This window comes from Ruegeria sp. AB7 (assembly GCF_056542625.1).
The window spans coordinates 1-26774 of record NZ_JBQGAC010000007.1; the positions used below are offsets into that span (position 1 = coordinate 1).

A 26774-nucleotide genomic window follows, 5' to 3' on the forward strand; every position below is an offset into this window, starting at 1 on the left:
CCGATCGCGATGGAAGACGGCCTGCGCTTTGCCATCCGCGAAGGCGGCCGCACCGTCGGCGCCGGCGTCGTCTCGAAAATCATCGAGTAATCACGGTAGTCGGGCTTTGGCCCGACAAATCGGTGAACTAAAGAAGGCCGCTCTACATGGGGCGGCCTTTTCTCATCCAATCTTCTCGGCGCATTGAGATTATTCGTCGAATGATCTCGGGCAAGCTGAGTTCATTGAACAAAACAGCTGTCGATCTCGCATTCTTAATCTACCGTCCACTCCAAACGAAGACTGAACTCCCAGCTCTCTATTGCAACAGCAAGGGTGACGCGCAAATCAAGTGCGCCCCGGCGATCAGGGGAGACTAAGATGTTTGGTTTTGAATTTCTGAACTATGGAACGCAAATCCTTCACAGCAAGGATTTGGATGATATGAGAGCCGCTGTACTCGGTGACGACGAACAGGAAGTTGAGTGCAAAATCAGCGACTTTTGCCGAGAGCGCAAGCGATTTGATATCAAGCTTGCTGAAATGTCGGACAGCATGGCGAGAGGAGCGACCTCGGTCAAAACCAGCGCAGACGCGGCCTAACGGCGCAATAGTCGTTTCACGCCGGGTTCTGGGTTCACATGCTCTTTGCCCATGGCTCACGCCCGACCATCCGGTCGGCCTCGGCGGTGATGTCGTTCATATGCTGCTCAAGGCTCAGACGAAGGGCCTCAATCTGCTCTTCGCTGGCCTTGCGTGGAACTGGATCGGTCCATTCGCGGCACAGAAATACGCCGTCGTTGCGCCAGGGGCGAGGCATCAGCAGACGATCCCAAGTTCCGGCTTCGCGCCCGTGCCGCGCGGAATAGGTGATGCCGAAAACTCGTTTACCTGATGTGCGAGCCCAGACCAGCGGTACGGTCGAGGATACCCGCTCGGGTCCGCGAGGGCCGTCGGCGGCAATGCCAATCGAGATACCCTGTTTCATCTTTCCCAGCACTTCGCGCGACAAGGCGACGTGGCGCTTGCGGCTGGACATTGCAATTGTATCCATCCCGAATAGCTTCTGCACCCGCCCCACCATGCTGCCCGCGCGCGCTGCCGAAGTGATCGAGCAAATGCGGCCCTTGTCCAGTGGGAAGAAATATGGCGATTGTGCCAGTCTCTGGTGCCACAGCACCACGATGACCGGTTCGCCCTGTTCGGCCAGTTGATCCAGTTCTTCGTAACCGATGCGCTGCCAGCGTGTGTTGCGATGCACCAACCGGATATAGCTTGCGATCCGTCGCGCGACCCAGTTCAGCACGGCTTCGCTGTCTGCGATTTTCTTGCGGATGCTCAAGGCTGCGGTCCTCCTGCTGGCCGAGCCTTGTCTTAAAGAACTGCGCGCCGGGCGCAACTTTTTTGTCAGCGGTAAAGTGTTCGGAAAACTCAAAAAGCCTCTTGAGTCCGCTGCGCCTCTGTCATATCTGATGGCCCAGCCTAGGGGTATAGCTCAGTTGGTAGAGCGACGGTCTCCAAAACCGTAGGTCGCGGGTTCGAACCCTGCTGCCCCTGCCATTTCCCACCGGACAAGCGAAATTCCTGCAACAGAGGCGTGGGCTTGGTGCATACGTGTGGCGCAATTCACTTGACGTGTGCGGCAATAAAGAAAAAGCTTGATCAAGGCTGAAGGAAAAGCCATCAGGACTGTCCAGCTAATGTGCTAAAGTCGTTCGGCTTTTGTGTCACAATATGCAAGCCTGACCGGGTAGGGGAACCCGGAGACGATCGGGGACAACGGGGATAATGACAGAGATCGACGCATTCCTTGAAGAACACGGGCTGTCGAAGTATGCGCCGGTATTCGCGTCGAACGAAGTTACATTGGCCGATCTCGCACACCTCTCCGAACATGATTTGATCGACCTTGGGCTGCCACTTGGACCAAGGCGCCGATTGATGGCCGCATTGGGGCAGGCGCGGGATGCCAATCCGACACCGGTGCAAGGCAGTGGGAAGATTGTCGCCGAGCGGAGGCAACTGACAGTTATGTTTGTTGATCTGGTTGGCTCGACTGCCATGTCCGAGCGGCTTGATCCCGAAGACTTGGGGGAGCTGCTTCGGCGGTTCAAGGAAATTTGCTCGACCTCGGTTGCTCGCTTTGGTGGACATATCGCCGATTTCATGGGTGACGGGGCGATGATCTATTTCGGGTATCCTCACGCGGTGGAAGATGCGGCCTCGCGCGCCGTTCATGCGGGTCTGGATATTCTTGAAGGATTGAATCGCATGGAAGGCCAGGAGCGTCTGACTGCGCGGATCGGTGTTTCGACCGGTCTTGTCGTTGTGGGCGAGATCCATGGCGAAGGGTTGAAGGAACATGACGTGGTCATGGGGCGGACACCCAATCTGGCAGCACGTTTGCAGAGTTTGGCCGAGCCCAATACACTGATCATCAGCCCATCCACTCGCAGATTGGTGGGCAATGCATTTGAACTGCAGGATCGCGGGTCTTTCGCACTGAAAGGGTTTTCGGAACCGATACAAGCCTGGAGCGTCACCGGGCAGGCGCGGATCGAGCGCAGATTTGACATAATGCCTGATGCCGGTTCTGGTCGGCTCATTGGGCGCCAGGCAGAGTTCCGCAAGCTGACCGACAAATGGAATGAGGCAAGTCAGGGCGCTGGACAATCGGTTCTTGTCACTGGCGAGGCAGGGATCGGCAAATCACGCCTGATTGAGGGGCTTAGCCAAGAAGTGCTGGATCAAGGCGCGCTTCGCCTGAACTTCCAGTGTTCGCCCTTTCATGCCAACTCGGCACTTTATCCGATCATTCAGCATCTGGAACGCGCCGCAGGATTTGCGCCGACAGACAACGATGAGGATAAACTGGGAAAACTCTCGTACCTCTTGCGCCATCACCCGCCGGAGCATGTGCGCCTGATCGCTGATTTGTTGAGCGTTGATGCTGATGCTACGCTGGGACCTCTCGACCTGCCGCCGCAAGTGAAGCTTGAGAAGACGTTGGAGGCAGTGACAGAACAGCTTGCAACGTTAGCGCGAGAACGACCGGTGTTGCTGTTGTTCGAAGATGCGCATTGGGTTGATCCGACCACCTTGTCTCTTACAGATCGGGTGATCGAACATATTCGGGACTTACCGGTGCTGATCGTCGTAACAGCACGTACCGGTTTCGATCCGGGTTGGGGTCACCACAACAATACCCTGCGTATACCTCTCAAGCGTTTGACCAATCGGGATGTGGCTGAGATCGTAGCTGAGGTGGCGGGGGGGCACCCTGTACCACCCGAGGTTTGCGACCTTATTGCGGCCAAGACGGATGGCATTCCGCTTTATGTCCAGGAAGTGACCCGCGGTCTTTTGGAATCGGGGCAATTGCGCTTGAGCGACAAGGGGTATGTCGTGCGCGGCCCCCTGCCATCGCTTTCAGTTCCCAGCACGTTGCAGGATTCGCTGATGGAGCGTCTAGACCGTTTGGGCAAGGCCAAAGAAGTGGCGCAAACCGGCGCCGTGTTCGGGCGGCAGTTCTCGATCGCGTTGCTGGCCTCTGTTTCGTTTCTGTCTCCGACGGTTCTGCAGGCCGGACTGGAACAGCTCTCATCGGCCGGGATCATTCTTCAAGCCCCGGATGCGGCAGAGGATGAGTTCATCTTCCGCCACGCATTGATTCGCGACATGGCTTATGACAGCCTGCTGCGCACGGAACGGCAGTCGCTGCATGACCGCGCGGCGGGTGCGTTGCTAGAGAACCAGCCGCAACTGGCCCAGACTCAGCCCGAGGTTCTGGCACAGCACTACACGTTGGCCCAACGCGCGGATGAGGCCGTGATGCACTGGCAAAGCGCGGGGCGTCGAGCGATCGAACGCTCGGCCCAGGCCGAGGCGTTGACCCATCTGTCGAAAGCTCTGGATCAGCTTGCCGATCTGCCAAAGAGCCGTGCACGGGATTTGCAAGAGATCGACATCCAGATCCTGCGTGCCGGTGTCCTGCGCTCAACAAGTGGTATTTCGGGGGATGCGACGGGTGAGGCCTATGGGCGTCTGCGCGAACTATGTCACCGAGCTGACGAGACCGAGCGGCTGTTTCCTGTGCTCAACGGGCTATATGCATTCCATCTTGTGCGTGCCGAATATCGATTGGCGAAAGGCGTGGCTGCGCAGATCCTCGATCTGGCGGCGACAAGCGGCAAGACCGAACACCGCATGGTCGGTCATCGCGCCATGGGGGCGGTGCAATTGCATCTGGGCAACCTGTTAGATGCAAAGCGCCATCTTGAGCAAGCTTGGGCGCTTTATGATTTTGATCAGCACAGCCAGCTAGCCTATGTCTATGGAACGGATCATGCCGCGATTACATCAGCATTTCTGGGCACATGTTATTGCCTGATGGGTCGGCATCAAGATGCCCTGCAGGTGCAGAATACAGCGCTGGAATGGTCCAAGAACCTCAAGCACGCGCATAGTGTGGCGCAGATCTTGGTTTACATGTGCAAGGTTCACCTGCTGGCGCGCGACATCCCTGCATTGCAAAGGGATGTTAAGGCGCTGTCCGAAGTCGCCGAGGAGCATTCGCTACCCTTTATGGCGACAATTGCGCGGCTATGGGAAAGCTGGGCAAAGGCGACCACGACCTCTGAAGTCGAACATATCGAGGACCTGCGTCAGGCGTCGGAAGACTGGTGGTCGGTTGGGGCCGGAAATTACAAGACTTTCTTCCCTTCGCTGATTGCCGAGATTCAGACAAACGCCGGCCATCACGACGCGGCGCATCAGACTCTGACGCACGCCAGAAATGTTCTGAGTAAAACCGAAGAGAAATGGGCCGAGGCCGATCAGCTTCGTATTGAGGCTGCCCTTGTAGCCAAGACAGGGGGCGATCCCGTACCGCTGCTGTTGCGCGCTATCGAAACAGCGCAAAGGCAAGGCGCGCGGCTTTACGAGCTTCGTGCGGCGGTCGCGTTGGCGGAGTGGCGGCAACACCGAGGCGAACCGGTTGGTGAGGCGTTGAATTCGGTCATGTCGCATTTCCATCAAGATGCCCAACTGCCGGACCTCAAAGACGCACGAGCGTTGATGGAAACGATTACTTGACCCGAAGGCCAACTTGCTGCCAGCTTGGGCGCGGGCAGAGTTGGGATGATACCTGAATTTCGACTTTTAAGCGCTGGGCCACCAGTCCGGCGCCCCGCTCTTGTGGTATGAGGAGACCTAATGCGTAAGATCAGCAAAACCCTTCTGGCCAAGGATGTCTTGGCGCAAAGCCGTACCGATCTGGCGCTGCAGCAGTACCATTCGATCACGCCCGATGAGATACGTGAATTTGAGAAGAAACTGATCGGAACGGTCACTCTGCCGACCGACGCGGATTACAACAATGACCGGCAGGTTTGGAATCCGGCTTTCCAGGACTACCCAGAGATCATCGTCTATTGCGAGACCATTCAGGATGTACGCGCCAGCCTTGCTTTCGCGCGCGAGCATGAACTGTGGGTTGTTGCGCGGTCAGGGCGTCACAGCACGGCGGGATATTCGGTCAATAACCAGATGGTGCTGGATACCAGCCGAATGCGTTACGTGACCGTCGATCCAAAGGTGCCGATGGCCTATGTCGGTCCGGGCACACCGTTCAAGATGCTGAATTCGGAGTTGAACTCCTATCACCTGCACGTGCCGGGCGGGGCCTGTCAGGATGTCTGCGTTGCGGGTTTCATGATGGGCGGCGGCTATGGCTTTACCTCACGCCGGCTTGGGATGGCTTGCGACAGCGTTCTGGGTGTCACGGTCATGCTGTGGGACGGCAGTATCGTGATCGCGGACAAAGAAACGAACTCCGACCTCTTCTGGGCCATACGAGGCGGGACCGGCAATAACTTTGGCGTGTTGCTGGAAATCCGCTACCAGCTGCACCAGCTGTATAAAGTCTGGGGTTGCCACATCACATGGCCGTTGGACAAAGCCGCCAAGGCACTGGAGTACCTGCAGGCCAACTACATGCGCACCTGCGAAGATGACCGTTTCGGGGCCTATATCTTTCTGGCCTATCAGGGAGATCGAAAGGTGCTGCTGGTGTCGGCGCTCTATGATGGCACGTCCGAAGAGGGGAACGCGTTTGTTCAGCCCCTGCTGAGCGATGAAATCGGCGGCGAGATGGGTGAGGACGACCAGAACTATGGCACCTATCAAGAAATCAACTCATGGCTGTATGACGACAAATATGACATCCCCGTCGTCCCCGATCAGGCGCGTGAAGATAAGCAGGCCGGATATATTGAACGCCAGCTCAACGAAGCCGAATGGCAGCGCGTCGTAGACTACCTCGACAGCACGCCCAACGCTTATGGCGCTGTGGCCATCGAACCCTATGGGGGGGCGATCAATCGGATGCCGTTGGGCAAACAAGGCAATGCCTTCATTCACCGTGATGTGTCGCTGAACTTCTACGTCGATGTGTTCTGGGTGTCGGAAGAAGAAAAAGAGATCGTGGTGCCGTGGCTCGACGGATTCATGAAACTGATGACCGAAGAAGGCTATTTCATTGATCGCGTCTATCAGAACTATCCACGGCGGACCCAGAAGAACTATCGCTGGCAATACTGGGGCGAGTATTTCAACTCTTTGCTGTTCGTGAAGCAGAAATTCGACCCGCATAATTTCTTCCATTATCAGCAGAGCATTTCACCGGTGCCGGATGACGCTCCGCCAGACATCATCCGAGATACGTCCAAGTCGATCTTCGACGACCCAACGATCACATACGAGAGCTATTCGAACCCCTGAAAGCAGGGGCTGCCAAGGCCAAACGGGGGAGGGCCCAGTATGGACACGATCCAAGAGATTTTCTTTCTGCCACCCATGGCGGTTGCTCGCCTGGGACCGGGCGAGACACCGCTGGAAAGCTATGAGTGGCAGCAGGACATGGATGCCCATGGCAACAACAAAACGGTCATCCGCTCGAACATAACCCTGCGCGAGATCGAAGATGGCAGTGTCACCGCCTATCTTCCCGATCCCGACACGATCCGCTTTCGCGACGAAGGCGGCGCGCTGCGTCCGGTTGCCCCGTTCTTTGAGCTGTGGGCGCGGATGCATGATGCCGAGACGGGCGAGGAATATGAGACACCGGTGACGCTCGATCTGCTCGACGATCAGGGCCTGTCGCTGCAAAACGTGCGCTATTCGGTCACCGTCGGGAACACCAAGGCCGAGCGCCGGACTGGCGACGCGGCTTGCGGGTTTCGTGCACGGGTCGAGATTGCGGGTCAGGATTTCACCCCGAAACCCCTGCTGGCCTTCAGCCCGTATACGTCCGAACAACAGCCGATGGTCTATGAGCATAACCCGATCCCGCTAGGCTCGATCCGTGTGATGCATCCTGTGCAGGGTCATGATGAACCGGTCGAAGGGGAGTTCATCGACCGCAGCATCCTGCGCCTGCGCTTTATGCCTCCGAAAGGTGAGGTTTATGGCCCGCCTGATGCTGCATACGGTCCGGCGACGCTGGCCGTACCGGGCTATCAGAACGACCCGCCGAAATCGGAATATGGTCGCATCCACGAAATCGTGCCCGAACAGAACCGCATCCTGAACCCCGACACCCCTTGGTCGAAATGGATCATGATGTCCGGCACCTCGGACGACCCTGAGCCGCATGATAGTTACGACGGTGCCCGTGTGGGCAATGACCAATCCTGGGGAGTGGCCGATGACACCAGCGATGGCGTGATCGAGGCGACGCTGGCCGTGCGTGGCGAACGCCTAACCGCACGCGCCACGATCATGACCGGACCACCCGATTTTGCACCTGATGCGCGTCCGTTCTATAGCCTTGAGGATGATCTGGCCGATCGTGATCTGTCGCTAATCTCGGTAACTGAAGAGAACTACACGCAAGCTAAGGATGAGGTGGTTGATATTTTCCGCCGTGCCTTCGAGACCAACAGCCTGATCAACCTCGACGATATCCGCGCGCAAGGTTTGAAGGACAATGCCAAATTACAGGCGAAAACCGGGATTTCCCCGACGCCGGGCCTGCCGTCAACCGATGCGAAATCCATGACGGAGGAGGATGCAAGGCCGCCGGACAAGATCGACGAACTGATCCGCCCGCAACCGATCTCGGTCTTTTCGAACTCCGTGCCGAATGATCGGCTGCCCTATACAGTGGCGACGAAGTTCGTGCATGAGCAGTTGATTGACGAGGCCAACCTGCTGGATTTCCTGCGCCGTCGCCCGGATTTCGTTAAAACGCTGCTGCGTCCACCATATGGTATCCTGACCGAGCTTGAGACAAACCCGAACCCTGATCAAAATCCGAACCCGGATTTTCGCGATCCTCGGATTATCCGCGACTCGATGCACGACGCGCGGATGCCGCCTTATATGCGCGATTCCAACTATTACCCGCTGTCGCTGTCGCGCAGGCAGTACCATCTGGTGATCTCGTTCATCGACTATCTGGTTGCACAGGAAACGGAGGCTCAGAATGTCTGATCAGCCCGGCCATATCCGCGTTAAACCCCGCAACCTGACCGCCCGCGCGGCCTATAAGGTACCGGGCAACCCCGACAACACGCGACTGGACGGATCGGTGGGGAATTGCTTTCCCGGTCTGGAAATGGATGTGCGCAACCTGGACCGCCGCTTTTTCCCCGGTCTGGTGTTCAACGCCGCGCGGGTGCCGCTGAACCCCGTGCCCGAGGCACCGAAGAATTCGCAGGGCTTCCATCTGGTTTTTGTGGACTATTTCTACGACCCGATGCTGCCTGACAACAGCCCCGAGGAGTGGGTGCAGACGTTGTTGGAGGCCTACAGCGGTGACATCGGCGCAAAGCTCAGCCAAGGTCGCTGGTTCCTGTCATGGGTCGAGCAGAGCGGTAAGCGCATCACTTTCAAGGAGGAAGACGGCACACCCTATGACGGGCTGATGATTTGGCGGTTCATCCGCAGTCTGGAACATGGTGATGACAAACCGGTCAGCATTGCTCTGGAACGGCGCAATCATGAGGGCATCGTGGATACCGAGCAGGTCGTCCTGCACGGATTCCGCCGCCAGTACCGGACCGAGGCGGGGGTCTTCAGCGAAGCCTATGATCCCGGAGAATTGACGCAAAGCCTGTGCAATCCGTGGTCCCATGACTTCCGCGACTGCGGCTGCCACTACTGGCCTTCGAACCACCCCGACGTAGTGATGGCTGAGGTGGCGCCTGACGATCAGTTACCCTCGGGACAGTCAAAGAACCCGATCGAGGCCGAGACCTATCTGGATTGGCTGCGCTCGGACAAGTCTGCGTCCGGTAACGTCGCGGCGCTGAATACGGTCGAACAAAACCGCCCCTACCAAATTGACCATTATCAGGTAAATCAGATGTGGAGCGAATTGCCTATCGTCGTTGAAGGCCGCGAAACGGGCGAGGTTTATGAAGTTGATCCCGAAATGCCAGGTGTGGAGCCCTATGACACGCCGCAGGCGATGATCGAGGACCTCAAGACGCGTCTGGCCGCGATGGAGATGACGCTGAGCCTGCAATATCTTTATGCCTATTTCTCGCTGGCGGATCCCGAAACGGCGGATACCCGAAAATGGCCGACGCTGAAAGACGATCTGATATTTGCCCGGCGTTCGGTGCTGGAGGTCGCGATTGGCGAGATGACCCATATGCGCTGGGCGAACCAGTTGCTTTGGGAGCTTGAGTCCGAGGGGTATGAACCCATCTTGACCCCGTCCGAAACCTTGCCGGCGGGCAAGGGTAAGACGCAGCCGCGCGCACTGAGGCCATTGACGGCCGAAGCGCTTGCGGATTTCATCGAGATCGAGCGCCCCGGAGGCTTTATCGACCGCGCTTATGCACAATGTGTGGCGACTTTGGAGCAGGAGGATTTGTTCCCGGAACGCCGCCTTTATGCGCTGGCGGTACGGATCGACACCGACGGGGACGAGCACTTCCTGCGCTTCAGTCAAATGAAGGACGTTTTGGCCAAATACGATACGGGAGAAGGCACGCCTGCCTATTTGCGTCAGATTGAGGTTGGCACTGAGGAGGAGGCCAGGACGGCGCTGGAACTCTACGCTAAGGTCAAGGATGGGTTAGCCAACGCCTATGCGCTTGAAGCGGATGGCAAATTTGAAGACTCCCAGGCCTACATCCAGCAGGTGCGCGATGACATGAAGCTGTTCCGCGTCGAGGGCGAAGCGCTGGCCGCCAAGGGGATTGGCATCCCATTCTGGACGGAGGGTAAGGCGTGATCCCACCCGCCGCGCAGGTGCATTTCTTTGACACAGGGCATGGAGATCACATGCTGGCCGTTGATGGATCGCGCGTGTTTGATGTGCCTGAGGGGACGGCGGACCAATTCGCAACGATGGACAAGAGAAGTCAAAGCGCTTTCCTCAGGTCCATGGGATTGGATGGAACACCTTTCATCGATGACACGCCGCCTCAGAGTATGCCCGTGAGGTCGCTGTCACTGGCAGTGGCGCAGAAATGCAATCTGGCTTGCACTTATTGCTATGCTGCAGGGGGAGAATTTGGCGGACCCGCGCGGAATATGGAATGGGAAGTCGCCAAGGCTTCGGTTGATCGGCTGGTGGCCGAAGCCGAACCCGGTGTGCGGATCAACCTTGCCTATTTGGGTGGAGAACCTCTGATCAACCGCGATCTGGTGCAACGCACTACGGAATATGCCGTCGATCAGGCGCAGGCCAACGGGTTGAGCGTCGGGTTATCGATCACAACCAACGGGACCCTGCTACGCCCCGAGGATGCGGCGTTTTTCGAAGCGCATGGATTTGCTGTCACCATCAGTCTGGATGGCATGGGCGAGGTCCATGACAAGCTGCGCCCAAATCGTGGCGGTCGGGGTAGTTTTGATACGATCCTGAAACGGGTCGAGCCTTTGCTGGCAGCTCAACACCGTATGCAGGTTGGTGCCCGGGTGACGGTTACGCCGCAGAATATGAACCTGCCAGAGACGCTGGATCGGTTTGTGGGAATGGGATTTCATTCGATTGGATTCTCGCCCATGCTGGCCTCGCCCAACGGTCAGCATGAACTGAACCGGAGTGATTTGGACGAGATGCTATCGCAGATGATCCGTTGCGGCGAAGTTTTCGAGGCGGCGGTCATCGAAGGGCGGCGCTACCCATTCTCGAACATGGCAGCGGCGATGCAGGAGATCCACCGAGGCACCCATCGGCCCTATGCCTGCGGGGCAGGGGGCGGGTATTTTGGCGTGTCCGCTGATGGCGGCCTGTTCGCCTGCCATCGCTTTGTTGAAGACGAAGCCGGAGCCATGGGCGATGTATATGATGGCCCTGATCTTCGGCGCGAGAACTGGTTGGCGGATCGGCACGTGCACACACAATCCCCGTGCGGCACCTGCTGGGCGCGGTATCTCTGCGGCGGCGGGTGTCATCACGAAGTCATCCATCGCGGACGCCCCGCTTGCGACTACATTCGAGGTTGGCTGCACTATTGCTTTCAAGCCTATGTCCGCTTGTCCGAAGCACGTCCGGATTATTTTGGCGTGTCCGCACGGGTGGCCTCTGCCTGAACGGATGGAGATTGAGACCGAAATCTGCGTGATCGGAGGCGGCCCGGCAGGTAGCGCTGCTGCGCTGAGGTTGGCTCAGCTAGGTCGGCGCGTCTGCCTGATCGAGCGGCAAACGTTCCCGCGCCAACATGTCGGCGAGTCATTGCCGCCATCAATCTGGCCGATCCTGAACCTGTTGGGGGTCGACGAAACCGTTTCCCAAGCCGGTTTTCTGCGTGCAAGCGGATCGCTTTTGCATTGGGCCGGAGCGTTCGAACGTCGCGGCGTCGAAGGTGATCACCCCGGACTTTTGGTTGACCGGGGCCAGTTTGATGCGGTGCTGTTACATGCAGCACAAGCGGCGGGGGCACAGGTCGTCCAACCTGCGCGCGCATACCGCCCGGTGCGCCAGCAGTCTGGTTGGGAGATTCCCGTTCGGACCGACACGGGCGCCTTTCGGATCCGGGCACAAATCCTGCTGGACGCAGCGGGACGGCAAGCCGGGCTGGGCCGCAGGTTTCGCCCTGCATCCCAACCTTTGTTGGCGCTTTATGCTTATTGGCACGTGCCGCCGGGCTTTGGCCCGCAAGCCCGGGTCGAGGCGGGACAAGGGCATTGGTATTGGGGCGCGTTGTTACCGGGAGGAGTGGTCAACGCAATGGTTTTTGTCGATCCCGACGCCTGCATCGGGCTGCCACCCGCAGATCGACGCGATCTCTATCTGAATCTTCTGGCCCGTTCGACACTACTAGCGCCCTGTCTGGAACAGCGCCGTATCGGGCCTGCGCGGCGGGCGGATGCGACCAGCCAGGCCGAGACAACACCACCAACGCGCGACCTTCTGCGGGTCGGAGAGGCCAGCTTCGCGGTCGACGCTTTGTCGTCGCAGGGGGTGCAATTGGCGATGGGGCAGGCGGTGCAGGCCGCAGCTGTGGTGAACACGCTTCTGACAACCCCCGATCATAGTGATCTGGCTTTGTCTTTTTATGCGGATCGGCAATTCGAGCGTGTGCAGACCCATGCAGCGCTCGCAGCCGATTTCTATGCACGGCAGCATGCTGTCGATCCTTCGCACTTCTGGGCTGAGCGCGCAAAGCCGTTGGATTGGGTAAAGTCTCCAGCGTTCGATCCAAACACGGAGGCGTTGCGTGATGATCAGCCCCTCATCCTGTCACCTCAGGCCAAGCTCATCACTTCCGGCGTGCAAACCGCTTCGCATATCGAACCCGGCCTTGTCATAGGGCACCCGAATCTTCCAAGGCCAGTTGCAAATCTGGAGGGCGCAATGCTGGGACCGTTGTTAGAGCGGCTGGGCGCCCCGACAACCACTTTGAACATCATCAAGAGCTGGTCAGAGGTTTTGGCCACGCACACGGCGTCGCGCATTCTGCGCTGGCTTTGGTATCATCGCATCGTGATCCCCGCCGCTGATCAGGCTTAATCGAGGTTTCCTCGGCGCGTTGAATCACCTAAAGTCCGCCGCAACGCCAATCGCCAAGAAACAAGAGGTCGCATGTCGCGTTTTGATGGGTATTTCCTGCGGCAATTGCTGGTGCTGTTTGGCTTTTTCACCCTTGTGCTTGTCGGGGTGTTCTGGATCACGCGTTCAGTCAGCCTTTTTGATCGGGTCATCAGCGGCGGCCAATCGGCGATGGTATTCCTGGAGTTCACGGCGTTGACCTTGCCGACGCTGATCCGGACGGTCATGCCCATGGCGGTGTTTGCGGCCGCTGTTTACGCCACCAACCGTTTGAGCCGCGAAAGCGAGATGACGGTGATGCTGGCAACAGGCTCCAGCCCGTGGCGACTTGCGCGAGCGGTCTTGGTGTTCGGGCTCAGTGCGGGACTGATGATGGCTGTCATCAGCGTCTTTTTGCGACCTGCATCGGTTGATCAACTGGAATTAAGACAGGATGAAGTTGCCGGAGATGTCACCGCACAGCTGTTGAATGAGGGCGAATTCTTGCATCCAGCAGAAGGTGTAACCGTCTATATCGGCGATATCGATTTGGACGGAACGCTGCGCGAAGTCTTCGTCTCAGACCGTCGCGATGGGATTAACCCTGTCAGCTATTCCAGTGCCACCGCCTATCTGGTCAATCAGGCTTCGGGCATTCATCTGGTTATGCTGGATGGGATTGCGCTGCGGTATGATCAGGCTGGTAACACGCTGTCATCCACGTTGTTCGAAGACGCCTCTTACGACATTTCCGAACTGACCCAGAATTCGAGTATGGGCCATCGCAGCCTTGAAGCCATCCCGACGGTCGAGTTGATCTGGGATCGCGAAGCGGTCTCAGTGAAAGATGATCACAGCATCGGCCATCTGGTGGATGAGCTGCACCAGAGGTTCTCGTGGATTGCGATTTGTATTGCGGTCGCATTGGTCGGATATTCGACCCTGATGCTGGGTAGCTTTTCGCGCTTTGGGCTTTGGCCTCAGATCCTGGGTGCCTTTACCATTCTGGTCCTGCTTGAGGGAGTTCGGGGATTCGTATCCCCGTTCGTCATCAATGATCCCAGACTTTGGGGCTTGCTGTATCTTCCCGCCGTTATGGGCGTGCTTGTGTCGGTTCTGTTTTTACTGGCCGCGGGGCGACCCTTGCTGCGAAAAAGGGTTCGAAACGGAGCACCAAAGCCGTCACCGGTCTGAAGTCAGCGGCGAAGTTCCTCCAGGCACTGCAGGATGTTTGCAACTTCTTGACTGTCCGAACGGACCACCAAATACAGCGGTAGCATTAAGTCGCGCGCATCTTTCTCGCGCAACAGCTCGCCCGAGTTCAGATGCTGAGTGATGACATAGTCCGGGAAATACCCATACCCGCCACGCTGTAGGAGATAGCGTAAAGCCATCAAGCAATTACCCAGAAAGATAGTTTGCCCTGTCGCGAGACGCGCTGTGGAACGGACATGATCCCGGTAGGTCTCGCCCAGTTCTATGTTGACAAATACCCGTTCAGCGTCGGTGTTCGCATCCTTCTTGCTTTGAACCAAAGACAGCCGTTCGGGCGCAAGTTCGTGGAATACCACGCGCCGGTCCGTAGGTTTTTCATGGGTCAGCGCGGCGTCAAGTACGTGGGTCGCAACGGCGTCGACCATATCCAAATCATGGTCGTAATTCAGGGTTAAAAGCAATTGTCCAAACCGTTGTTCAAAGCGAACAGCAAGGTCCACCAGTAACGGATCCCACACGCTCAACTGGGCACCCAGACGCAGTGCCAACCGATTTTGAATCTGTTCAGGCAGGTCGTTGGCGGCGAACGACCACAGCGACAGCATCTGTTCCGCATAGGGTTTGAATTGGCGACCGTACTCGGTCAATACCGTTCCGCCGGCCCCGCGCGAGAACAGTGGTTTGCCTGTTGCGTCTTCCAGGGCCCTGATCCGGGCGCTGACTGCGGTTTGGGTTACATTCAACTTACGGGCCGCTGAGTGAAACCCACCGGTTTCTGCAACGCTTAAAAATGTTTCCAGAGATTTGGTTTGCATATTGAAAGTATTTTTTGATCGTATTGATAAAATCAATTCATTTTTTTGCCTACATATGCCGCTTTAAAGTGATTTGACGAACGTAGCCAAAGGATTCGCGCGATGCTGGACAAGAGCCACAAACCCACCTGGACCAGTTTTGAAGAGGCGAGCAAGGCCGACTGGGATGCGGTCATGGAGTATGAAGAGAGCTACAACGCTGCTTTGCCGGATCGCATACTGGACGCCATTCGTTCACTGGATGAAGAATGGACGCCGTATCCGGTGAATCGCTATCAGCACAGCCTGCAGGCCGCGACACGAGCGTATGAGGACGGCGCTGATGAAGAGTTGGTTGTGGCCGCCCTGATCCATGACACCGGCGATATCTTGTCGCCTTATAATCACGGGGAACTGTCCGCCGCGATGATGAAGCCTTATGTCAGTGAGAAGACACACTGGATTCTCAAGCACCACTGCGTGTTTCAGGGCTACTACTACAATCATCATCTAGGTGGTGATCGGAATGCCCGCGACAAATATCGCGACAGCCCGTATTGGGAGGACTGCCGCTATTTTTGCCATGAATACGATCAGAAGGCGTTCGACCCGGACTATCCGACCAAACCGCTGGAGTTCTTCGAACCCATGCTACGCCGCGTTCTGAACAAGGGCGAAGGGCACATGGAACTGAATGAGACCGCCGAGGCTTAACAGGCGGCCATCAGGCGATAGACGATCTGGGCGGCGGTAAAATCCCAGGCGGCATTGCCGTTCGGGGCCAGTTCGACGACGTCGAAACCCACACATTTTCGGCCCTTCAGGGCGTGTTCCACCAGGCGCAGTGCTTGATAATATCCCAGCCCGCCTGGGACGGGTGTTCCAGTGGCGGGCATGATTGCCGGGTCCAGCCCGTCAACGTCAAAGCTGACGTACACCAGATCGGGAAAATCCTTGGGCAAATCAACCGAGTGGATGTTGCCGGTAACCAGTTCTTCGGCGTCCACATGAAACACGTGGTTTCTCAGGCGGCTTTGGGCTTCTTCAGTCGAAAAGGCGCGAACGCCGAATTGCGCCAGACGGATACCTTCTTCGGCAAGAAGATGCATGACTGAGGCGTGAGAGTGTTTCTCGCCCTGATAAGCGTTGCGCAGATCAGCATGGGCGTCGATTTGCACGATACCAATCGGTTGGTTTAGAGCGCGGGCAACACCCAACACTGCGCCGTAGCTAAGTGAATGCTCTCCACCTAGCGTCACCGGGATTTTGCCGGCGCGAACGGCCGCTTCCGTGCGTTGGGCTAGGCGTTCCATTATCTCTGACAACGCTGCATCGCAGTCAACGGGTTCTTCGGTCAAGATCCCCTCGACGCAGGGCTCGGCGTGGCCAGTGATGCGTTCCAGTTCATTACTGGCTTCGATAATTGCGTCCGGGCCTTTGGCGGTGCCCGCCCCGTAAGATACGGTGCGTTCCAGCGGCACAGGGATCACACGGAACCGCGCGTCCTCGGTGCGCTCGGATGCGGACAGTTCACTGTCGAGGAAAATACTCATGAGAGGCGGCCTTTAAAGTCGTCATAGCCGAACTGTTTGATGATTTTCAGTTCGTCCGTTTCGCTGTTCCACAGCGCTATAGTCGGTAGCGGAACTCCGTTGAAGGTGTTGGTTTTGACCATCGAGTAATGCGCCTGATCGAGGAAGGCAAAGCGTTGGCCGATTTCCAGTGGCTTGTCCCAAGTGTAGTCACCGATCACGTCGCCCGCCAGACAGGACGGGCCGCCAAGGCGATAGGTATGGCCTGCCTCGGCCTCATCCATGAGGGCGGGGCGATAGGGGGCTTCGATGACGTCCGGCATATGGCAGGTGGCCGAGATATCGGTGATCGCAAGGGTCATACCGTTGGTCGGCAAGTCGAGGATTTCGCCAACCAGAATGCCCGCATCCAGGGCCACTGCCTCACCGGGTTCCAGATAGACGTCGATACCGTGTATCTCACGGATGGATTTGATGAAGGCGACCAGCCCGTCGCGGTCATAGTCATCACGGGTGATATGATGCCCGCCGCCGAAGTTCAGCCATTTGATTTGGCCAAGGTACGGTTTGAGCTTTGGCTCAACCGCGTCCCATGTCCGCTGCAACGGCGCGAACCCCTGTTCGCAGAGCGTGTGCATGTGCAGCCCGTCCACGCCACTCATAGTCTCGGCGGACAATTGGCTGACCGGCGTGCCCAGACGCGAGCAGGGCGCGCAAGGGTCGTATTTGGGGATTTCGCCTTCGGAATGTTCCGGATTGATGCGCAGACCGACCTGTACGCCGGCGGCTTGGGCTTTTGCCAGAAAGCGGTCCTTTTGCGCGGGTGAGTTGAAGATGATGTGGTCCGATAGCGACAGGATTTCGTCCATGTCCGCGTCTTTATATCCGGCGCAGAAAGTGGCGACCTCGCCGCCATATTCCTCGCGCCCCAGCCGCGCCTCATAGATGCCGGACGCGCAAGTGCCGCCGAGGTGTCGGCGCACCAGTGGGGCCAGCGAGAACATGGAAAACGCCTTAAGCGCGCTCAGGACATGTGCGCCGGAACAGGTGCCGATCTCGGAGAGGATGGTCAGGTTGCGCTCCACGGCTTTCTCATCGACCACGAAGCAAGGGGTGGGCACGCGGTTGAAGTCGAAATTGCGGAAAGCTCCGGCATCTCCGGCTTGGGTGGTCATCATGTCGGACAATTCGGGTGTCTCCGGATTGTGGAGAGGCCGGGGGGCGCTGCCCCCCGGACCCCCCGAGATATTTATAGCCAGATGAAGCTGATGCGGATCAGAAATCGACGGGGCCGTCGAGTTCGTGGACCTGCCACGGCAGGCCGTGGGTGTTCAGCATGTCCATGAAGTCGTCCGGGTCGAGCTGTTCCATGTTCCACACGCCCGGCTGGGTCCAGTTGCCCTTTAGCACCTGCGCCGCACCGATCATGGCGGGGACGCCGGTGGTGTAGCTGACGGCTTGGCTGCCGACCTCACGGTAGCATTCCTCGTGATCGCAGATGTTGTAGATATAATAGGTCTTTTCGCCCGAGCCGTCCTTGGCCTGACCTGTGGCGATGTCACCGATGCAGGCTTTGCCCTTGGTCTCCGCGCCCAGATCGCCGGGATCGGGCAGCAGGGTTTTCAGGAACTGAATCGGGATGATCTCCTTGCCGTCATGCATCACCGGGTCGATGCGGGTCATGCCGACATTTTCCAGCACTTTGGCATGAGTGATGTAGGCGTCACCGAAGGTCATCCAGAAGCGGGCGCGCTCAATCTCGGGGAAGTGGGTGCTGAGCGACTCCAGTTCCTCGTGATACATCAGGTACATTTTCTTGGGGCCGATGGCGGGGAAGTCGAACTCGACCTTGTGGGTCATCGCCGGGCTGTGCTGCCATGCGCCGTTTTCCCAATGGCGCACCTCGGCCAGCACTTCGCGCAGGTTGATTTCCGGGTTGAAGTTGGTGGCGAATTCTTGATCGTTGCTGCCGCCATTCGCGTCCAGCACATCGATCTGACGGATCGTATCCAACTTGTGCTTCTTCAGCCATTTGGCGAAGACGGATGTAACACCCGGATCGAAGCCCGATCCGAGGATGGCAGTCAAACCAGCCTCTTTGAACCGCTCTTGATAGGCCCATTGCCAGTGGTATTCGAACTTGGCCTCGTCCTCGGGCTCATAGTTCGCGGTGTCGAGATAGTGGATGCCGGCCTCAAGACACGCGTCCATCAGAACCAGATCCTGATACGGCAGGGCCAGGTTTACGAGGATCTCGGCCCCGGTTTCCTTGATCAGTTTGACCGTGTCCGCGACCTTGTAGGCGTCCAGCTCGGCGGTCTTGATGTCCACACCGACGCGGTCCTTAACGGCTGCCGCGATGGCGTCGCATTTCGATTTCGTGCGGCTGGCCAGCGTGATCTCGGTAAAGATGTCCGAATTCATCGCCATTTTGTGCACGGCTGCGTGGGACACGCCGCCCGCGCCGACAACCAGTGTTTTGCCCATGGGATAGTCTCCTCTCAAGGGGTTATTCGTAATAGGTGTAGCCGTTGATCGAGTCGCGATAGGCGCTCATCAGGGTTTTTCGGTCCTTGGCTTGCAGAGTACCGGTCGAAATCGCCTCGTCCACCATTTTGCGGAACGCGGCGACACAGTCTTGCGGGTCGAATTCCACATAAGACAAGACTTGAGAAATTGTGTCGCCCTCTTGTTCATGCAGCAAGTCGAAGCCACCGTCGGTGCGCAGGTCGATGGTGACAACATTGGTGTCGCCGAACAGATTGTGTAGGTCGCCAAGTGTTTCCTGATAGGCGCCAACGAAGAAGACGCCCATGAAATACTCGCCTTCTTCGGGCAGCGAATGCACCGGCAGGCTGGGGGACACGCCGTCGGCCAAAATGAACCGGTCAATCTTACCGTCGCTGTCGCAGGTAATGTCGGACAGGACCGCGCGGCGGTCTGGTGTTTCATTCAAGCTTTGCAGCGGCACGATCGGGTGTAATTGGTCGATGGCCCAGACATCGGGGAGGGATTGGAACAGCGAGAAGTTGCAATGGTAGATGTCTGCGACCTTCTCAAGCTGGTCATCCACTTCCGTGTCCAGATCATCACTTGCCGCCAAGGCCTTGAGACGGGCCATAAGGGACAGGTAGATGCGCTCGGCTCGGGCCATCTGGCGCAGGTCGACATACCCGCGCCTGAAAAGCGCGCGCAATTCATTGCGATAGAAAGTTGCGTCGTTCCAGCATTCCTGCAGCCGATCCTTGCTGAGATAGCCGTGTACTGCGGCGAGGTCCGAAACCATGTGGTGGTCATCGGGCTCGGCCATTGGTCCGTCCGGGGCGTCGTAGAGTGTGCTTTCCAACACGTTGAAGACCAGCATGGACGACGTCGCAACCACCGCACGGCCGCTTTCGGTGATCAGTGTGGGGTGGTCGATTTCAGCCTCGTCCATGGCGTAAGCCACGGTTTCGACTACGTTGGCGCAATATTCCTCGACCGTGTAGTTGATCGAGTTTTCCGCGGCCTTTTTTTCGCCCGTGTAATCCACCCCCATGCCGCCGCCGAGATCCAGATAGCTGAGTGGTACACCTTCACGCGAGAGTTCGGTGTAATACCGGCATGCCTCGCCAACAGCGCGGCGCACATCGTTAACGTCTTGCACCTGTGAACCCAGATGCGAATGTTGCAGCTTGAGGCAGTGCAGCAAACCCGCCGCTTTGAGCTTGTCCACGGTGGCAACAAGCTGGTCGGTGTTCATTCCAAAGGCGGAACGGTCGCCCGAACTTTCTTCCCATTTGCCGCTGATCTGATTGGTCAATTTGACCCGAACGCCTATTAGGGGCTCGATCCCCAGTTGGTTATAGACCTCGATGACGGTATTGGCCTCTTTTGGGCTTTCCAGAACGATGACGGTGTTGAACCCGATCTTGCGAGACAGGATCGCCAATTGGATGAATTCAGCATCCTTGACGCCATTGCAGACGATCAGCGCTTGGGGGGCCAGGCGATGGGCCAGGGCCACCACCAGTTCAGGTTTTGATCCTGCTTCAAGGCCATAATTGTATTTCTTGCCGAACTCGACGATCCGGTCGACCACCTGCGCCTGTTGGTTCACCTTGATCGGAAAAACACCGCGATAGTGGCCCTTATAGTTTACGCGCGCGATTGCCTCGGCAAAGCTCTCGTTCAGGTGCGCGATTTCATGCTCTAGATAAGACGCAACACGCAAAACCATCGGGGCTTTGATCCCCCGGTCGTCCAGATCGCTGAGGATGCCCGGCAGGCTGATTGCCTCGGCCTCGGGGGCCATCGGATTGCGCAGAGCTATCTCGCCCCTTTCTGTCACCTCAATGAGGCCATGGCCCCATTTCTCAACCCCGTAGATGGAATGCGGTGCGTCGGGCGTCTGTTTCAATCAGATCAGTCCTTAACTTGGGTGTGCTGGTTTAGCGCCTGCCAATACGGCAGCGGTTTGATTCGTCCAAGTGTAAACTGTGAGAGGGTTCGCCGCCGAATTCTAGCCGTATGTACGGATCGGGATCAGGTGGTTGTCCCACTGGCAATCCGACCGCGCGGTGATTTCGGCGCCGGTGGTCGTCAGAGTGCCAAATGCACCGGTTCCGGTGGTAAACGCCAACCCAGCCTTGCCGGCGCCTAAACCGCAAACATCTTCGAACACTAAAGCTTCGATGAATGCTCCGCTATTTACGTCGAAACGGTGCAATGCATCGCCTCGCGGACAGGTGATCGCAACCGATTGGCCATCGGTGGAAAAGGCAATGCTGCCAGCATACCCTTGCAACTCTCTTTGCTGCGTTTCGGGCGCTGACAAAAGGCGAGGCTTTTCGCCCCTTTGGTGAAGCCCCAGAAGGGCAGGGTACTTGGTCTGGCTGCCTTGCCATTGCATTGCAAAACCCACTAGACCATCGTCACGCACCGCAAGATGGCGGATCGAGTTTTTGTGCAGCGCGCAGGGTAGCTCCACTTGCTCCAAAATCGAACCCGAAATGTCGAGATAGCTCAGGTTGGGCTGCATCGTTGGCAGATTTAGCTTGGTCCGACCGCTGTCGGGGTGTGTCTCGATGCCACCATTGGCGACGACCAGTATGTCGCCACCGGGCAGCAAGCGCATGTCGTGGGGGCCTATCCCACCTGACGAGAACTCTCCCAGCCGTGCGAAGCTGATCGCGTCCCAGACGCCAACCACACCTTCTGCGGCCTCATAGTCGTTTTCGGTTGTGAAAAACTGTGTTCCATCAGCCGAGAATGCACCATGCCCGTAGAAGTGGTGGCCATTGGGTGCCTCCAGCCGCTTTAGGACAGAACCATCTGTACAATCAATTGCAATTGCAAAGGTCCCGGGGCGGCGGGCAAAGGCGACCGCTTGGGCTTTGAACGGATGGGCCGCGGCGGCGTGCCCGCGCGCGGGTAGCGGTATAGCGAACAAAACTGCGCCCGAGTTATCCAGGCCGGACAGGCGGTAGCTACCATCTGGGAATAAGGCAGCGGCCAGATAGCGGGGCGCGCCGACGGACGCCCAGCCCGGCACCGAAGCAAGACTGGCGGCACCAAGGCCTGCAAGAAATTCGCGGCGGTTCGTCAATGGTCAATCCCCATCCAGTGAGTTGAATCCGGCGCTGATGCCGAGCGTCGGGCCAAGCTCGGTCGCGGCGATCTCGCGAATGTCGTTGATCGATTGCTGCAGCGCTTCGATGCGGACGCGACCTTGCGGTGTCGCAACACCGGCGAGGGCGGGGTCGTCCAGTGATTGAGCCCGGTCGATGGCCCGCGCGAAACCGGCATCCAGATCTGCAGCAATCTCGGGGTGGTCAAAGGACAGACGGGCGGCCAAGTCACGCAGGGCGATCAGAGACAGCGTGACATGATGCAACGACCGCTTGGACCGCCGCGCTTCAGCACGGTTCGGGCGCGGACGCTCGAACGTTCCTAAAGGGCGTCCAATGCGTGTGTCGGCTGTGAACTCTAGCCCCGTTGTAAGCGCCTTAAATAGCTCCTGCATCGCCTCATCGCCCGAGCGATAGGGGCTGTTGTCCCCCGGCTGCGTCAGTCGTGGTGCGTAGCTTTGCCAGTCCGCGTTGATCGCGACGGCATTTCGGTTGATATCAGTGGTGATGGCGCGGATAAGCGCGCAACGATAGTCGGCGCTTCCTTGTTCTGTCATCGCTGGATCAAAGAGCATTCGTTCCAATGCAAAAAAGCCGCGCCCGGCGATTGAGGTTTCGGCAAAGGCATCGGGGTCGTCGACGGCAGTGTCTTCACTGGCGATGTGTCGGGACAGGGTTTTGGGTGTGAATCCTTTGGTATCTGGCCAGAAAGCCAGTGCAAAAGCACGATCGTCAGCCTCGGACGGCCCAAAACGTAAATGGCTGGCCGAAATCCAGCTATCGAATGCCGTGGCGTAATCAGCGCGCAGGTCGTCTGACTCCGGTTCGCAATCTGTTTGGGCTGTGGTCGACAAAGCTCCGGTTGCATCAGCTAGCTCTGCAAAGCGTGGCAGAATATGCGTTTCGGTCACATCCATCAAAATCGGAGCTCGATCCTGAGCAAAGGCGCCCAAGGGCACCAGCAGGGCGGCGGCGAAAGTAAGGCTACGCATGGGTCAGAGGCTCCCAAGAAAGCGGATCAGAGCGTCGCGGTCGGCTTTTGGCATTGAAACAACCGTGTCACGGGCGGCCTGCGCCTCGCCACCATGCCAAAGGATGGCTTCAAGCAGGGATCGCGCGCGACCATCGTGCAGGAATTGGGTGTGGCCTGAGACGCGCTGGGTCAGGCCGATGCCCCACAAAGGCGGCGTGCGCCATTCGCGGCCCGTTGCGCGGGCCTCGGGGCGGTTATCGGCCAGACCCTCGCCCATATCGTGCAACAGCAAGTCGGTATAGGGCCAGATCAACTGGAAGCTTTGTTCGGGCCTATCGGGCATCCTGTGGGTGACATAAGCAGGCGTGTGGCAGGATGCGCAGCCCGAGGCAAGAAACACATCTTTCCCGCGCAGCACTTCAGGGTCATCGGTGTCTCGGCGCGCCGGAACACCGAGATTGCGGCTGTAGAAGGCGACGAGGTCCATGCCAATCGCGTCAATCTCGAATCCCCGCGCATCGTTGTCTCCGTGCGGTGCATCGATGCAGTTGGCCTGTAATTCGGTGCAATCGCCGTACGGCGCGGGGTAAAGCGGACTTGATATGCCGATATCACCTGCGAAGGCCGCCGCCGATTGCTCCATCACCGTGGGCATCCCGGCCTTGTGACCAAAGCGGCCCATCATTGGTTCGCCAAATTCCGTCGACCATACGATGTTCGGACGGCCCGAGATGCCATCGCCATCTTCGTCATCAGGATCGGCTTTGGCCAGCAAGTCCTCAACCGGAATTGATTCCAGCAACCCCAGTCCGATCATCTGCGGCGCAACTCGAGGGCTAAGCATCGCGTCCGGGTGCAGCGGGCCATAGCCTAAATCGGCGGCCTTATAGCTGGGGCGGCGGAGCGAGGCCATTTCGCCATCGGACAGCGCGACGGGGACTTCCTCATACGTGATGTCCAGCCGATATTCTGCGGGATGGCCTGCCAGAGCGAAATCCTGCAGTTGAGTGCCATAACTCGGATCAGGCAGGGTGGCGATATAGTCTTCGATCTCGGCAGGCGCGCCCTCTGGCTTGCCGGGAACCGAAACTCTCAGGAACATCGAGACGGCATTGTCATCCGGGCCGTTAGGCGTATGACCGCGCCCGTCCTTGATGTGACAGCGCTGACACGAGCGGGCGTTGTATAGCGGACCCAAACCGTCCGAAGCCAGAGTGGACGACGGAGACGAGACCCAGATCTTTTTGAACAACCCGTTGCCGACTTTGAAGTCCAGCTCCTGTTCGAAGCTTAAATTGGCGGAGGGCTGAGAAAACGCGTCCGCATCAGTGCGCGCCCGCACAGTCGCAGCACCAGCGGACAGTTCTTCGAACCGTTGCGGCACACTGAAGTCGTCCGGCGTTGCTGTGACAGCGTCGATCCGGGCGCGTTCTTCGGCAGTTCTTGGAAGGAAATTTAGATGAGGGTCCCGCAGCTCGGTGGCTTGGGAAGAGGTGGCCGTGAGTGCGGCCACCGATGCCAGGGCAAGCTTACTCGCCTTCGTCCATCTTGGATGCGTTAAGTTGCGCATAATTGGCTTCGCCAATCCTTTCATAAAGGTCGAGCTGCGTTTCGAGGAAGTCGATATGTCCTTCTTCGTCGCTGATTAATTCTTCGAACAGGCCCATGGACACATAGTCGCCGGCCTCGCGGCAGTATTCCCGCGCTTCGACATAAAGCGCCCGCGCGTCTTGTTCGGCGGCTAGATCGCATTCCAGTGTTTCTTTCGGGGTCTGCCCGATGCGGAGTGGGTCAAGTTTCTGCAGGTTGGGGTGGCCCTCCAGAAAGATGATCCGCTCGATCAGCTTGTCTGCATGGCCCATCTCCTCAATGGATTCCTCACGGCTTTTCTTGGCCATATGGCCAAGCCCCCAATCCTCTTGCAGGCGGTAATGTAGCCAGTACTGGCTGACCGCCGTCAGTTCATGCCGCAGTGATTTGTTGAGGTATTCTATGACCTTGGGATCGCCCTTCATGTGCTTTCTCCTGTGATACTTCGGATCGTAATGACCGAAGCTGCATGGGGACTTTAAGATTATCGTCTGCGCGCATTGTGTCTAGGAAAAGCGGCATACATCCGCCGCAATCCGCTGACTTGCCGAGGGCATGATAGATCTTGCCGGGAGTGATGATGGTCTGTGGGTCTGCCGTGCGCATCCAATCGATCGCCGCTCGGATATCGTGGTCAGAGATGTTGGTGCAATGGCAAACGATCATGGCGACTCAGTCGGGGTATGCTATTTCCTAGTGAAATAGTAGGTTATTGAGGGTGCGTCCAGTGCCAAGACGCCACACTCGATGTTGAGAAAGGCCGAGAGCACTAAAAATGCGCCCGGCCATGATGCCTATTGGAATACCGCGTCAGGGTTATCCAAGCTGTCCGAGCCTTCGAAATCGATCTGGTCAAGCTCCAGCACGGTCACGATGCGTTCGATGGTCTTGGTCTGATCGACCAGTCCATTGACGCCACCCATAATCAGCGCTTCGCCACCTTCATTGCCGCGTTCCAGCATCTGGTCATACGCAAAACCCGCTTCGGCGGTTGATTTGATACGGCCTAGCGCCAGCATGGTGTTGGCCAGCTTGGCTTTCATCTCTGTATCAAGCGTCGGATCGGCTGCGGTCACCAGATCCGATAGGGATGCACCCGAAACAGGCGTGCCATCGATGCGGGTATAGCTGCCCAAATACACATTCTGGATGCCCAGGCCGTCATAGTAATGGCTGTTATGGGTGTTGTCCGAGAAGCAGTCCTGCTCTTCCTCGGGGTCGTTCAACATCAGGCCGAGGCGCATACGCTCACCCGCCTGCTCGCCGTAGGACAGCGAACCCATGCCGGTTAGGATCGCACTAACGCCAGCAGTTTCATTTGCGGCAAGAGCGGCACGTGCGTCACCATCTTCGGCCCACTGGGCAGTCATCCATTCCAGATCACTGATCAGCAGACCAGTTGCCGCGGTCAAATACTGGGCGCGGCGATCGCAGTTGCCACCTGTACAGCCGTCACCAACTAGATAATCGGTATAAGGACGACTTCCTGCGCCCGTGCCGTGGCCGTTCAGGTCCTGACCCCACAGCAGGAATTCGATGGCGTGATAGCCGGTGGCGACGTTCGCCTCGATCCCGTCAGCCTCGTGCAGCGTATCCGACAGCAGAGCAGGGGTGATTTCGCTGGCGTCAATGGTCTCACCAGACAGATCAAAGCTGGGGTTGGCGATGACGTTCAGTGCGGCAAACTCGTTCTCATCGCTGGGGCCGCCGTAGGAGGAATCCACATAGTCTATCATGCCCTCGTCCAGAGGCCATGCGTTCACCTTGCCTTCCCAATCGTCGACGATGGCGTTTCCAAAGCGATAAACCTCGGTCTGCTGATACGGCACGCGCGCGGCGACCCATGCGGCACGTGCGGTGTTCAGAGTGGCATCGGATGGGTCAGCAATCAGGGCGTTGACGGCAGCTTGCAGATTCTTTGCTGCAATCAGACTGTCGTCATATTTGGCTTCGGCGATGTTGGAATATGTGGTCAGAACATCGGCTTTGGACGGGGCCTCGGCGACAGCTGTACTTGCGATACACAAGGTCAGGGCACTGGCCGCGTTGAACAATCTGGTCATGTGGAACACTTTTCTTTCTTAGCGGGAT

22 protein-coding genes and 1 tRNA gene are annotated in these 26774 nt (G+C 57.9%); 11 read left to right on the forward strand and 12 right to left on the reverse strand.

The features are described from left to right. Window positions 1–90, forward strand: a 90-nt coding sequence (locus ACR0EN_RS16855) for an EF-Tu C-terminal domain-related protein (RefSeq protein WP_211330766.1), incomplete at its 5' end; no start/stop codon positions are given. Between the two features lie 270 nt (window positions 91–360). Next, window positions 361–582 (forward strand): hypothetical protein, encoded by a 222-nt coding sequence (locus tag ACR0EN_RS16860; protein ID WP_170420395.1) that lies wholly within the window; start codon window positions 361–363, stop codon window positions 580–582. A 34-nt stretch (window positions 583–616) separates the two neighbouring features. On the opposite strand, the gene ACR0EN_RS16865 is transcribed toward ACR0EN_RS16860, so the two are convergent. Next, window positions 617–1321: a DUF374 domain-containing protein gene (locus ACR0EN_RS16865; RefSeq protein WP_170402235.1), complete on the reverse strand. Its 705-nt coding sequence runs from the start codon at window positions 1319–1321 to the stop codon at window positions 617–619. 142 nt (window positions 1322–1463) lie between these two features. Between ACR0EN_RS16865 and ACR0EN_RS16870 the strand changes: the two genes are divergently transcribed. The 8 genes from ACR0EN_RS16870 (at window position 1464) to lptF (ending at window position 14164) form a co-directional block, all read left to right on the forward strand. Then, window positions 1464–1539 (forward strand) — tRNA-Trp (locus ACR0EN_RS16870). A gap of 228 nt (window positions 1540–1767) precedes the next feature. Further along, window positions 1768–5073, forward strand: a complete 3306-nt coding sequence (locus ACR0EN_RS16875; RefSeq protein ID WP_480587905.1) for an adenylate/guanylate cyclase domain-containing protein — start codon at window positions 1768–1770, stop codon at window positions 5071–5073. A gap of 120 nt (window positions 5074–5193) precedes the next feature. Beyond that, window positions 5194–6759 carry an FAD-binding oxidoreductase gene (locus ACR0EN_RS16880; RefSeq protein WP_170819346.1) on the forward strand — a complete coding sequence of 522 codons (1566 nt, stop codon included), beginning with the start codon at window positions 5194–5196 and terminating at the stop codon, window positions 6757–6759. Window positions 6760–6798: 39 nt separating this feature from the next. Next, window positions 6799–8472, forward strand: coding sequence for a hypothetical protein (locus ACR0EN_RS16885; protein ID WP_170819345.1), 1674 nt, complete (start codon window positions 6799–6801; stop codon window positions 8470–8472). After that, window positions 8465–10225 (forward strand): ferritin-like domain-containing protein, encoded by a 1761-nt coding sequence (locus ACR0EN_RS16890; RefSeq protein ID WP_480587908.1) that lies wholly within the window; start codon window positions 8465–8467, stop codon window positions 10223–10225. The genes ACR0EN_RS16885 and ACR0EN_RS16890 overlap by 8 nt, the downstream gene beginning before the upstream one ends. After that, the gene (locus tag ACR0EN_RS16895) at window positions 10222–11532 is read left to right on the forward strand and encodes a radical SAM protein (RefSeq protein WP_480587910.1); all 1311 of its coding nucleotides are present in this window, start codon (window positions 10222–10224) and stop codon (window positions 11530–11532) included. The genes ACR0EN_RS16890 and ACR0EN_RS16895 overlap by 4 nt, the downstream gene beginning before the upstream one ends. Window positions 11533–11536: 4 nt before the next feature. Continuing rightward, entirely contained in the window at window positions 11537–12952 is a 1416-nt protein-coding gene (gene qhpG / locus ACR0EN_RS16900) for a flavin-dependent monooxygenase QhpG (RefSeq protein ID WP_170564400.1), read from the forward strand. A 72-nt stretch (window positions 12953–13024) separates the two neighbouring features. Beyond that, entirely contained in the window at window positions 13025–14164 is a 1140-nt protein-coding gene (gene lptF, locus ACR0EN_RS16905; protein ID WP_170392575.1) for an LPS export ABC transporter permease LptF, read from the forward strand. 2 nt (window positions 14165–14166) lie between these two features. Here lptF and ACR0EN_RS16910 read toward each other — a convergent pair whose 3' ends face one another. Then, window positions 14167–15000 (reverse strand): LysR family transcriptional regulator, encoded by an 834-nt coding sequence (locus ACR0EN_RS16910; protein WP_480587912.1) that lies wholly within the window; start codon window positions 14998–15000, stop codon window positions 14167–14169. 102 nt (window positions 15001–15102) lie between these two features. Here ACR0EN_RS16910 and ACR0EN_RS16915 point away from each other — a divergent pair, with 102 nt between their 5' ends. Further along, complete coding sequence (locus ACR0EN_RS16915; RefSeq protein WP_480587914.1) at window positions 15103–15693, forward strand: HD domain-containing protein; 591 nt, start codon at window positions 15103–15105, stop codon at window positions 15691–15693. Here the strand turns inward: ACR0EN_RS16915 and speB are convergent. From speB to ACR0EN_RS16965, 10 genes are all read right to left on the reverse strand, one after another. After that, on the reverse strand, window positions 15690–16532 hold the full coding sequence (gene speB / locus ACR0EN_RS16920; protein WP_480587916.1) for an agmatinase: 843 nt from the start codon (window positions 16530–16532) through the stop codon (window positions 15690–15692). The genes ACR0EN_RS16915 and speB overlap by 4 nt on opposite strands. Next, window positions 16529–17698 carry a carboxynorspermidine decarboxylase gene (nspC, locus tag ACR0EN_RS16925; RefSeq protein WP_170819338.1) on the reverse strand — a complete coding sequence of 390 codons (1170 nt, stop codon included), beginning with the start codon at window positions 17696–17698 and terminating at the stop codon, window positions 16529–16531. The genes speB and nspC overlap by 4 nt, the downstream gene beginning before the upstream one ends. An 88-nt stretch (window positions 17699–17786) precedes the next feature. Then, window positions 17787–18998: a saccharopine dehydrogenase family protein gene (locus ACR0EN_RS16930; RefSeq protein ID WP_170819337.1), complete on the reverse strand. Its 1212-nt coding sequence runs from the start codon at window positions 18996–18998 to the stop codon at window positions 17787–17789. A gap of 22 nt (window positions 18999–19020) precedes the next feature. Continuing rightward, on the reverse strand, window positions 19021–20910 hold the full coding sequence (gene speA / locus ACR0EN_RS16935; protein ID WP_170819336.1) for a biosynthetic arginine decarboxylase: 1890 nt from the start codon (window positions 20908–20910) through the stop codon (window positions 19021–19023). A 102-nt stretch (window positions 20911–21012) separates the two neighbouring features. Continuing rightward, window positions 21013–22098: a DUF1513 domain-containing protein gene (locus tag ACR0EN_RS16940; RefSeq protein WP_170819335.1), complete on the reverse strand. Its 1086-nt coding sequence runs from the start codon at window positions 22096–22098 to the stop codon at window positions 21013–21015. Window positions 22099–22101: 3 nt separating this feature from the next. Further along, window positions 22102–23112, reverse strand: coding sequence for an imelysin family protein (locus ACR0EN_RS16945; RefSeq protein WP_170392568.1), 1011 nt, complete (start codon window positions 23110–23112; stop codon window positions 22102–22104). Window positions 23113–23115: 3 nt separating this feature from the next. After that, complete coding sequence (locus ACR0EN_RS16950) at window positions 23116–24663, reverse strand: di-heme oxidoreductase family protein (RefSeq protein ID WP_480587918.1); 1548 nt, start codon at window positions 24661–24663, stop codon at window positions 23116–23118. Continuing rightward, window positions 24623–25108 carry a bacterioferritin gene (gene bfr / locus ACR0EN_RS16955; protein ID WP_170392566.1) on the reverse strand — a complete coding sequence of 162 codons (486 nt, stop codon included), beginning with the start codon at window positions 25106–25108 and terminating at the stop codon, window positions 24623–24625. The genes ACR0EN_RS16950 and bfr overlap by 41 nt, the downstream gene beginning before the upstream one ends. Beyond that, window positions 25056–25349, reverse strand: a complete 294-nt coding sequence (locus ACR0EN_RS16960) for a (2Fe-2S)-binding protein (protein WP_170392565.1) — start codon at window positions 25347–25349, stop codon at window positions 25056–25058. The genes bfr and ACR0EN_RS16960 overlap by 53 nt, the downstream gene beginning before the upstream one ends. Window positions 25350–25477: 128 nt before the next feature. Continuing rightward, window positions 25478–26746, reverse strand: coding sequence for an imelysin family protein (locus ACR0EN_RS16965; RefSeq protein ID WP_170819333.1), 1269 nt, complete (start codon window positions 26744–26746; stop codon window positions 25478–25480). Between the last annotated feature and the right edge of the window lie 28 nt (window positions 26747–26774).

Bases quoted from the DNA above. Each gene is read 5' to 3' on its own strand.
- ACR0EN_RS16885 (WP_170819345.1), top strand. From the start codon at position 6,799: ATGGACACGATCCAAGAGATTTTCTTTCTGCCACCCATGGCGGTTGCT.
- ACR0EN_RS16890 (WP_480587908.1), top strand. From the start codon at position 8,465: ATGTCTGATCAGCCCGGCCATATCCGCGTTAAACCCCGCAACCTGACC.
- qhpG (WP_170564400.1), top strand. From the start codon at position 11,537: ATGGAGATTGAGACCGAAATCTGCGTGATCGGAGGCGGCCCGGCAGGT.
- lptF (WP_170392575.1), top strand. From the start codon at position 13,025: ATGTCGCGTTTTGATGGGTATTTCCTGCGGCAATTGCTGGTGCTGTTT.
- ACR0EN_RS16950 (WP_480587918.1), bottom strand. From the start codon at position 24,663: ATGCGCAACTTAACGCATCCAAGATGGACGAAGGCGAGTAAGCTTGCC.
- ACR0EN_RS16945 (WP_170392568.1), bottom strand. From the start codon at position 23,112: ATGCGTAGCCTTACTTTCGCCGCCGCCCTGCTGGTGCCCTTGGGCGCC.
- ACR0EN_RS16880 (WP_170819346.1), top strand. From the start codon at position 5,194: ATGCGTAAGATCAGCAAAACCCTTCTGGCCAAGGATGTCTTGGCGCAA.
- ACR0EN_RS16910 (WP_480587912.1), bottom strand. From the start codon at position 15,000: ATGCAAACCAAATCTCTGGAAACATTTTTAAGCGTTGCAGAAACCGGT.
- ACR0EN_RS16930 (WP_170819337.1), bottom strand. From the start codon at position 18,998: ATGGGCAAAACACTGGTTGTCGGCGCGGGCGGCGTGTCCCACGCAGCC.
- bfr (WP_170392566.1), bottom strand. From the start codon at position 25,108: ATGAAGGGCGATCCCAAGGTCATAGAATACCTCAACAAATCACTGCGG.
- ACR0EN_RS16860 (WP_170420395.1), top strand. From the start codon at position 361: ATGTTTGGTTTTGAATTTCTGAACTATGGAACGCAAATCCTTCACAGC.
- ACR0EN_RS16965 (WP_170819333.1), bottom strand. From the start codon at position 26,746: ATGACCAGATTGTTCAACGCGGCCAGTGCCCTGACCTTGTGTATCGCA.
- ACR0EN_RS16960 (WP_170392565.1), bottom strand. From the start codon at position 25,349: ATGATCGTTTGCCATTGCACCAACATCTCTGACCACGATATCCGAGCG.
- ACR0EN_RS16915 (WP_480587914.1), top strand. From the start codon at position 15,103: ATGCTGGACAAGAGCCACAAACCCACCTGGACCAGTTTTGAAGAGGCG.
- speB (WP_480587916.1), bottom strand. From the start codon at position 16,532: ATGAGTATTTTCCTCGACAGTGAACTGTCCGCATCCGAGCGCACCGAG.
- ACR0EN_RS16875 (WP_480587905.1), top strand. From the start codon at position 1,768: ATGACAGAGATCGACGCATTCCTTGAAGAACACGGGCTGTCGAAGTAT.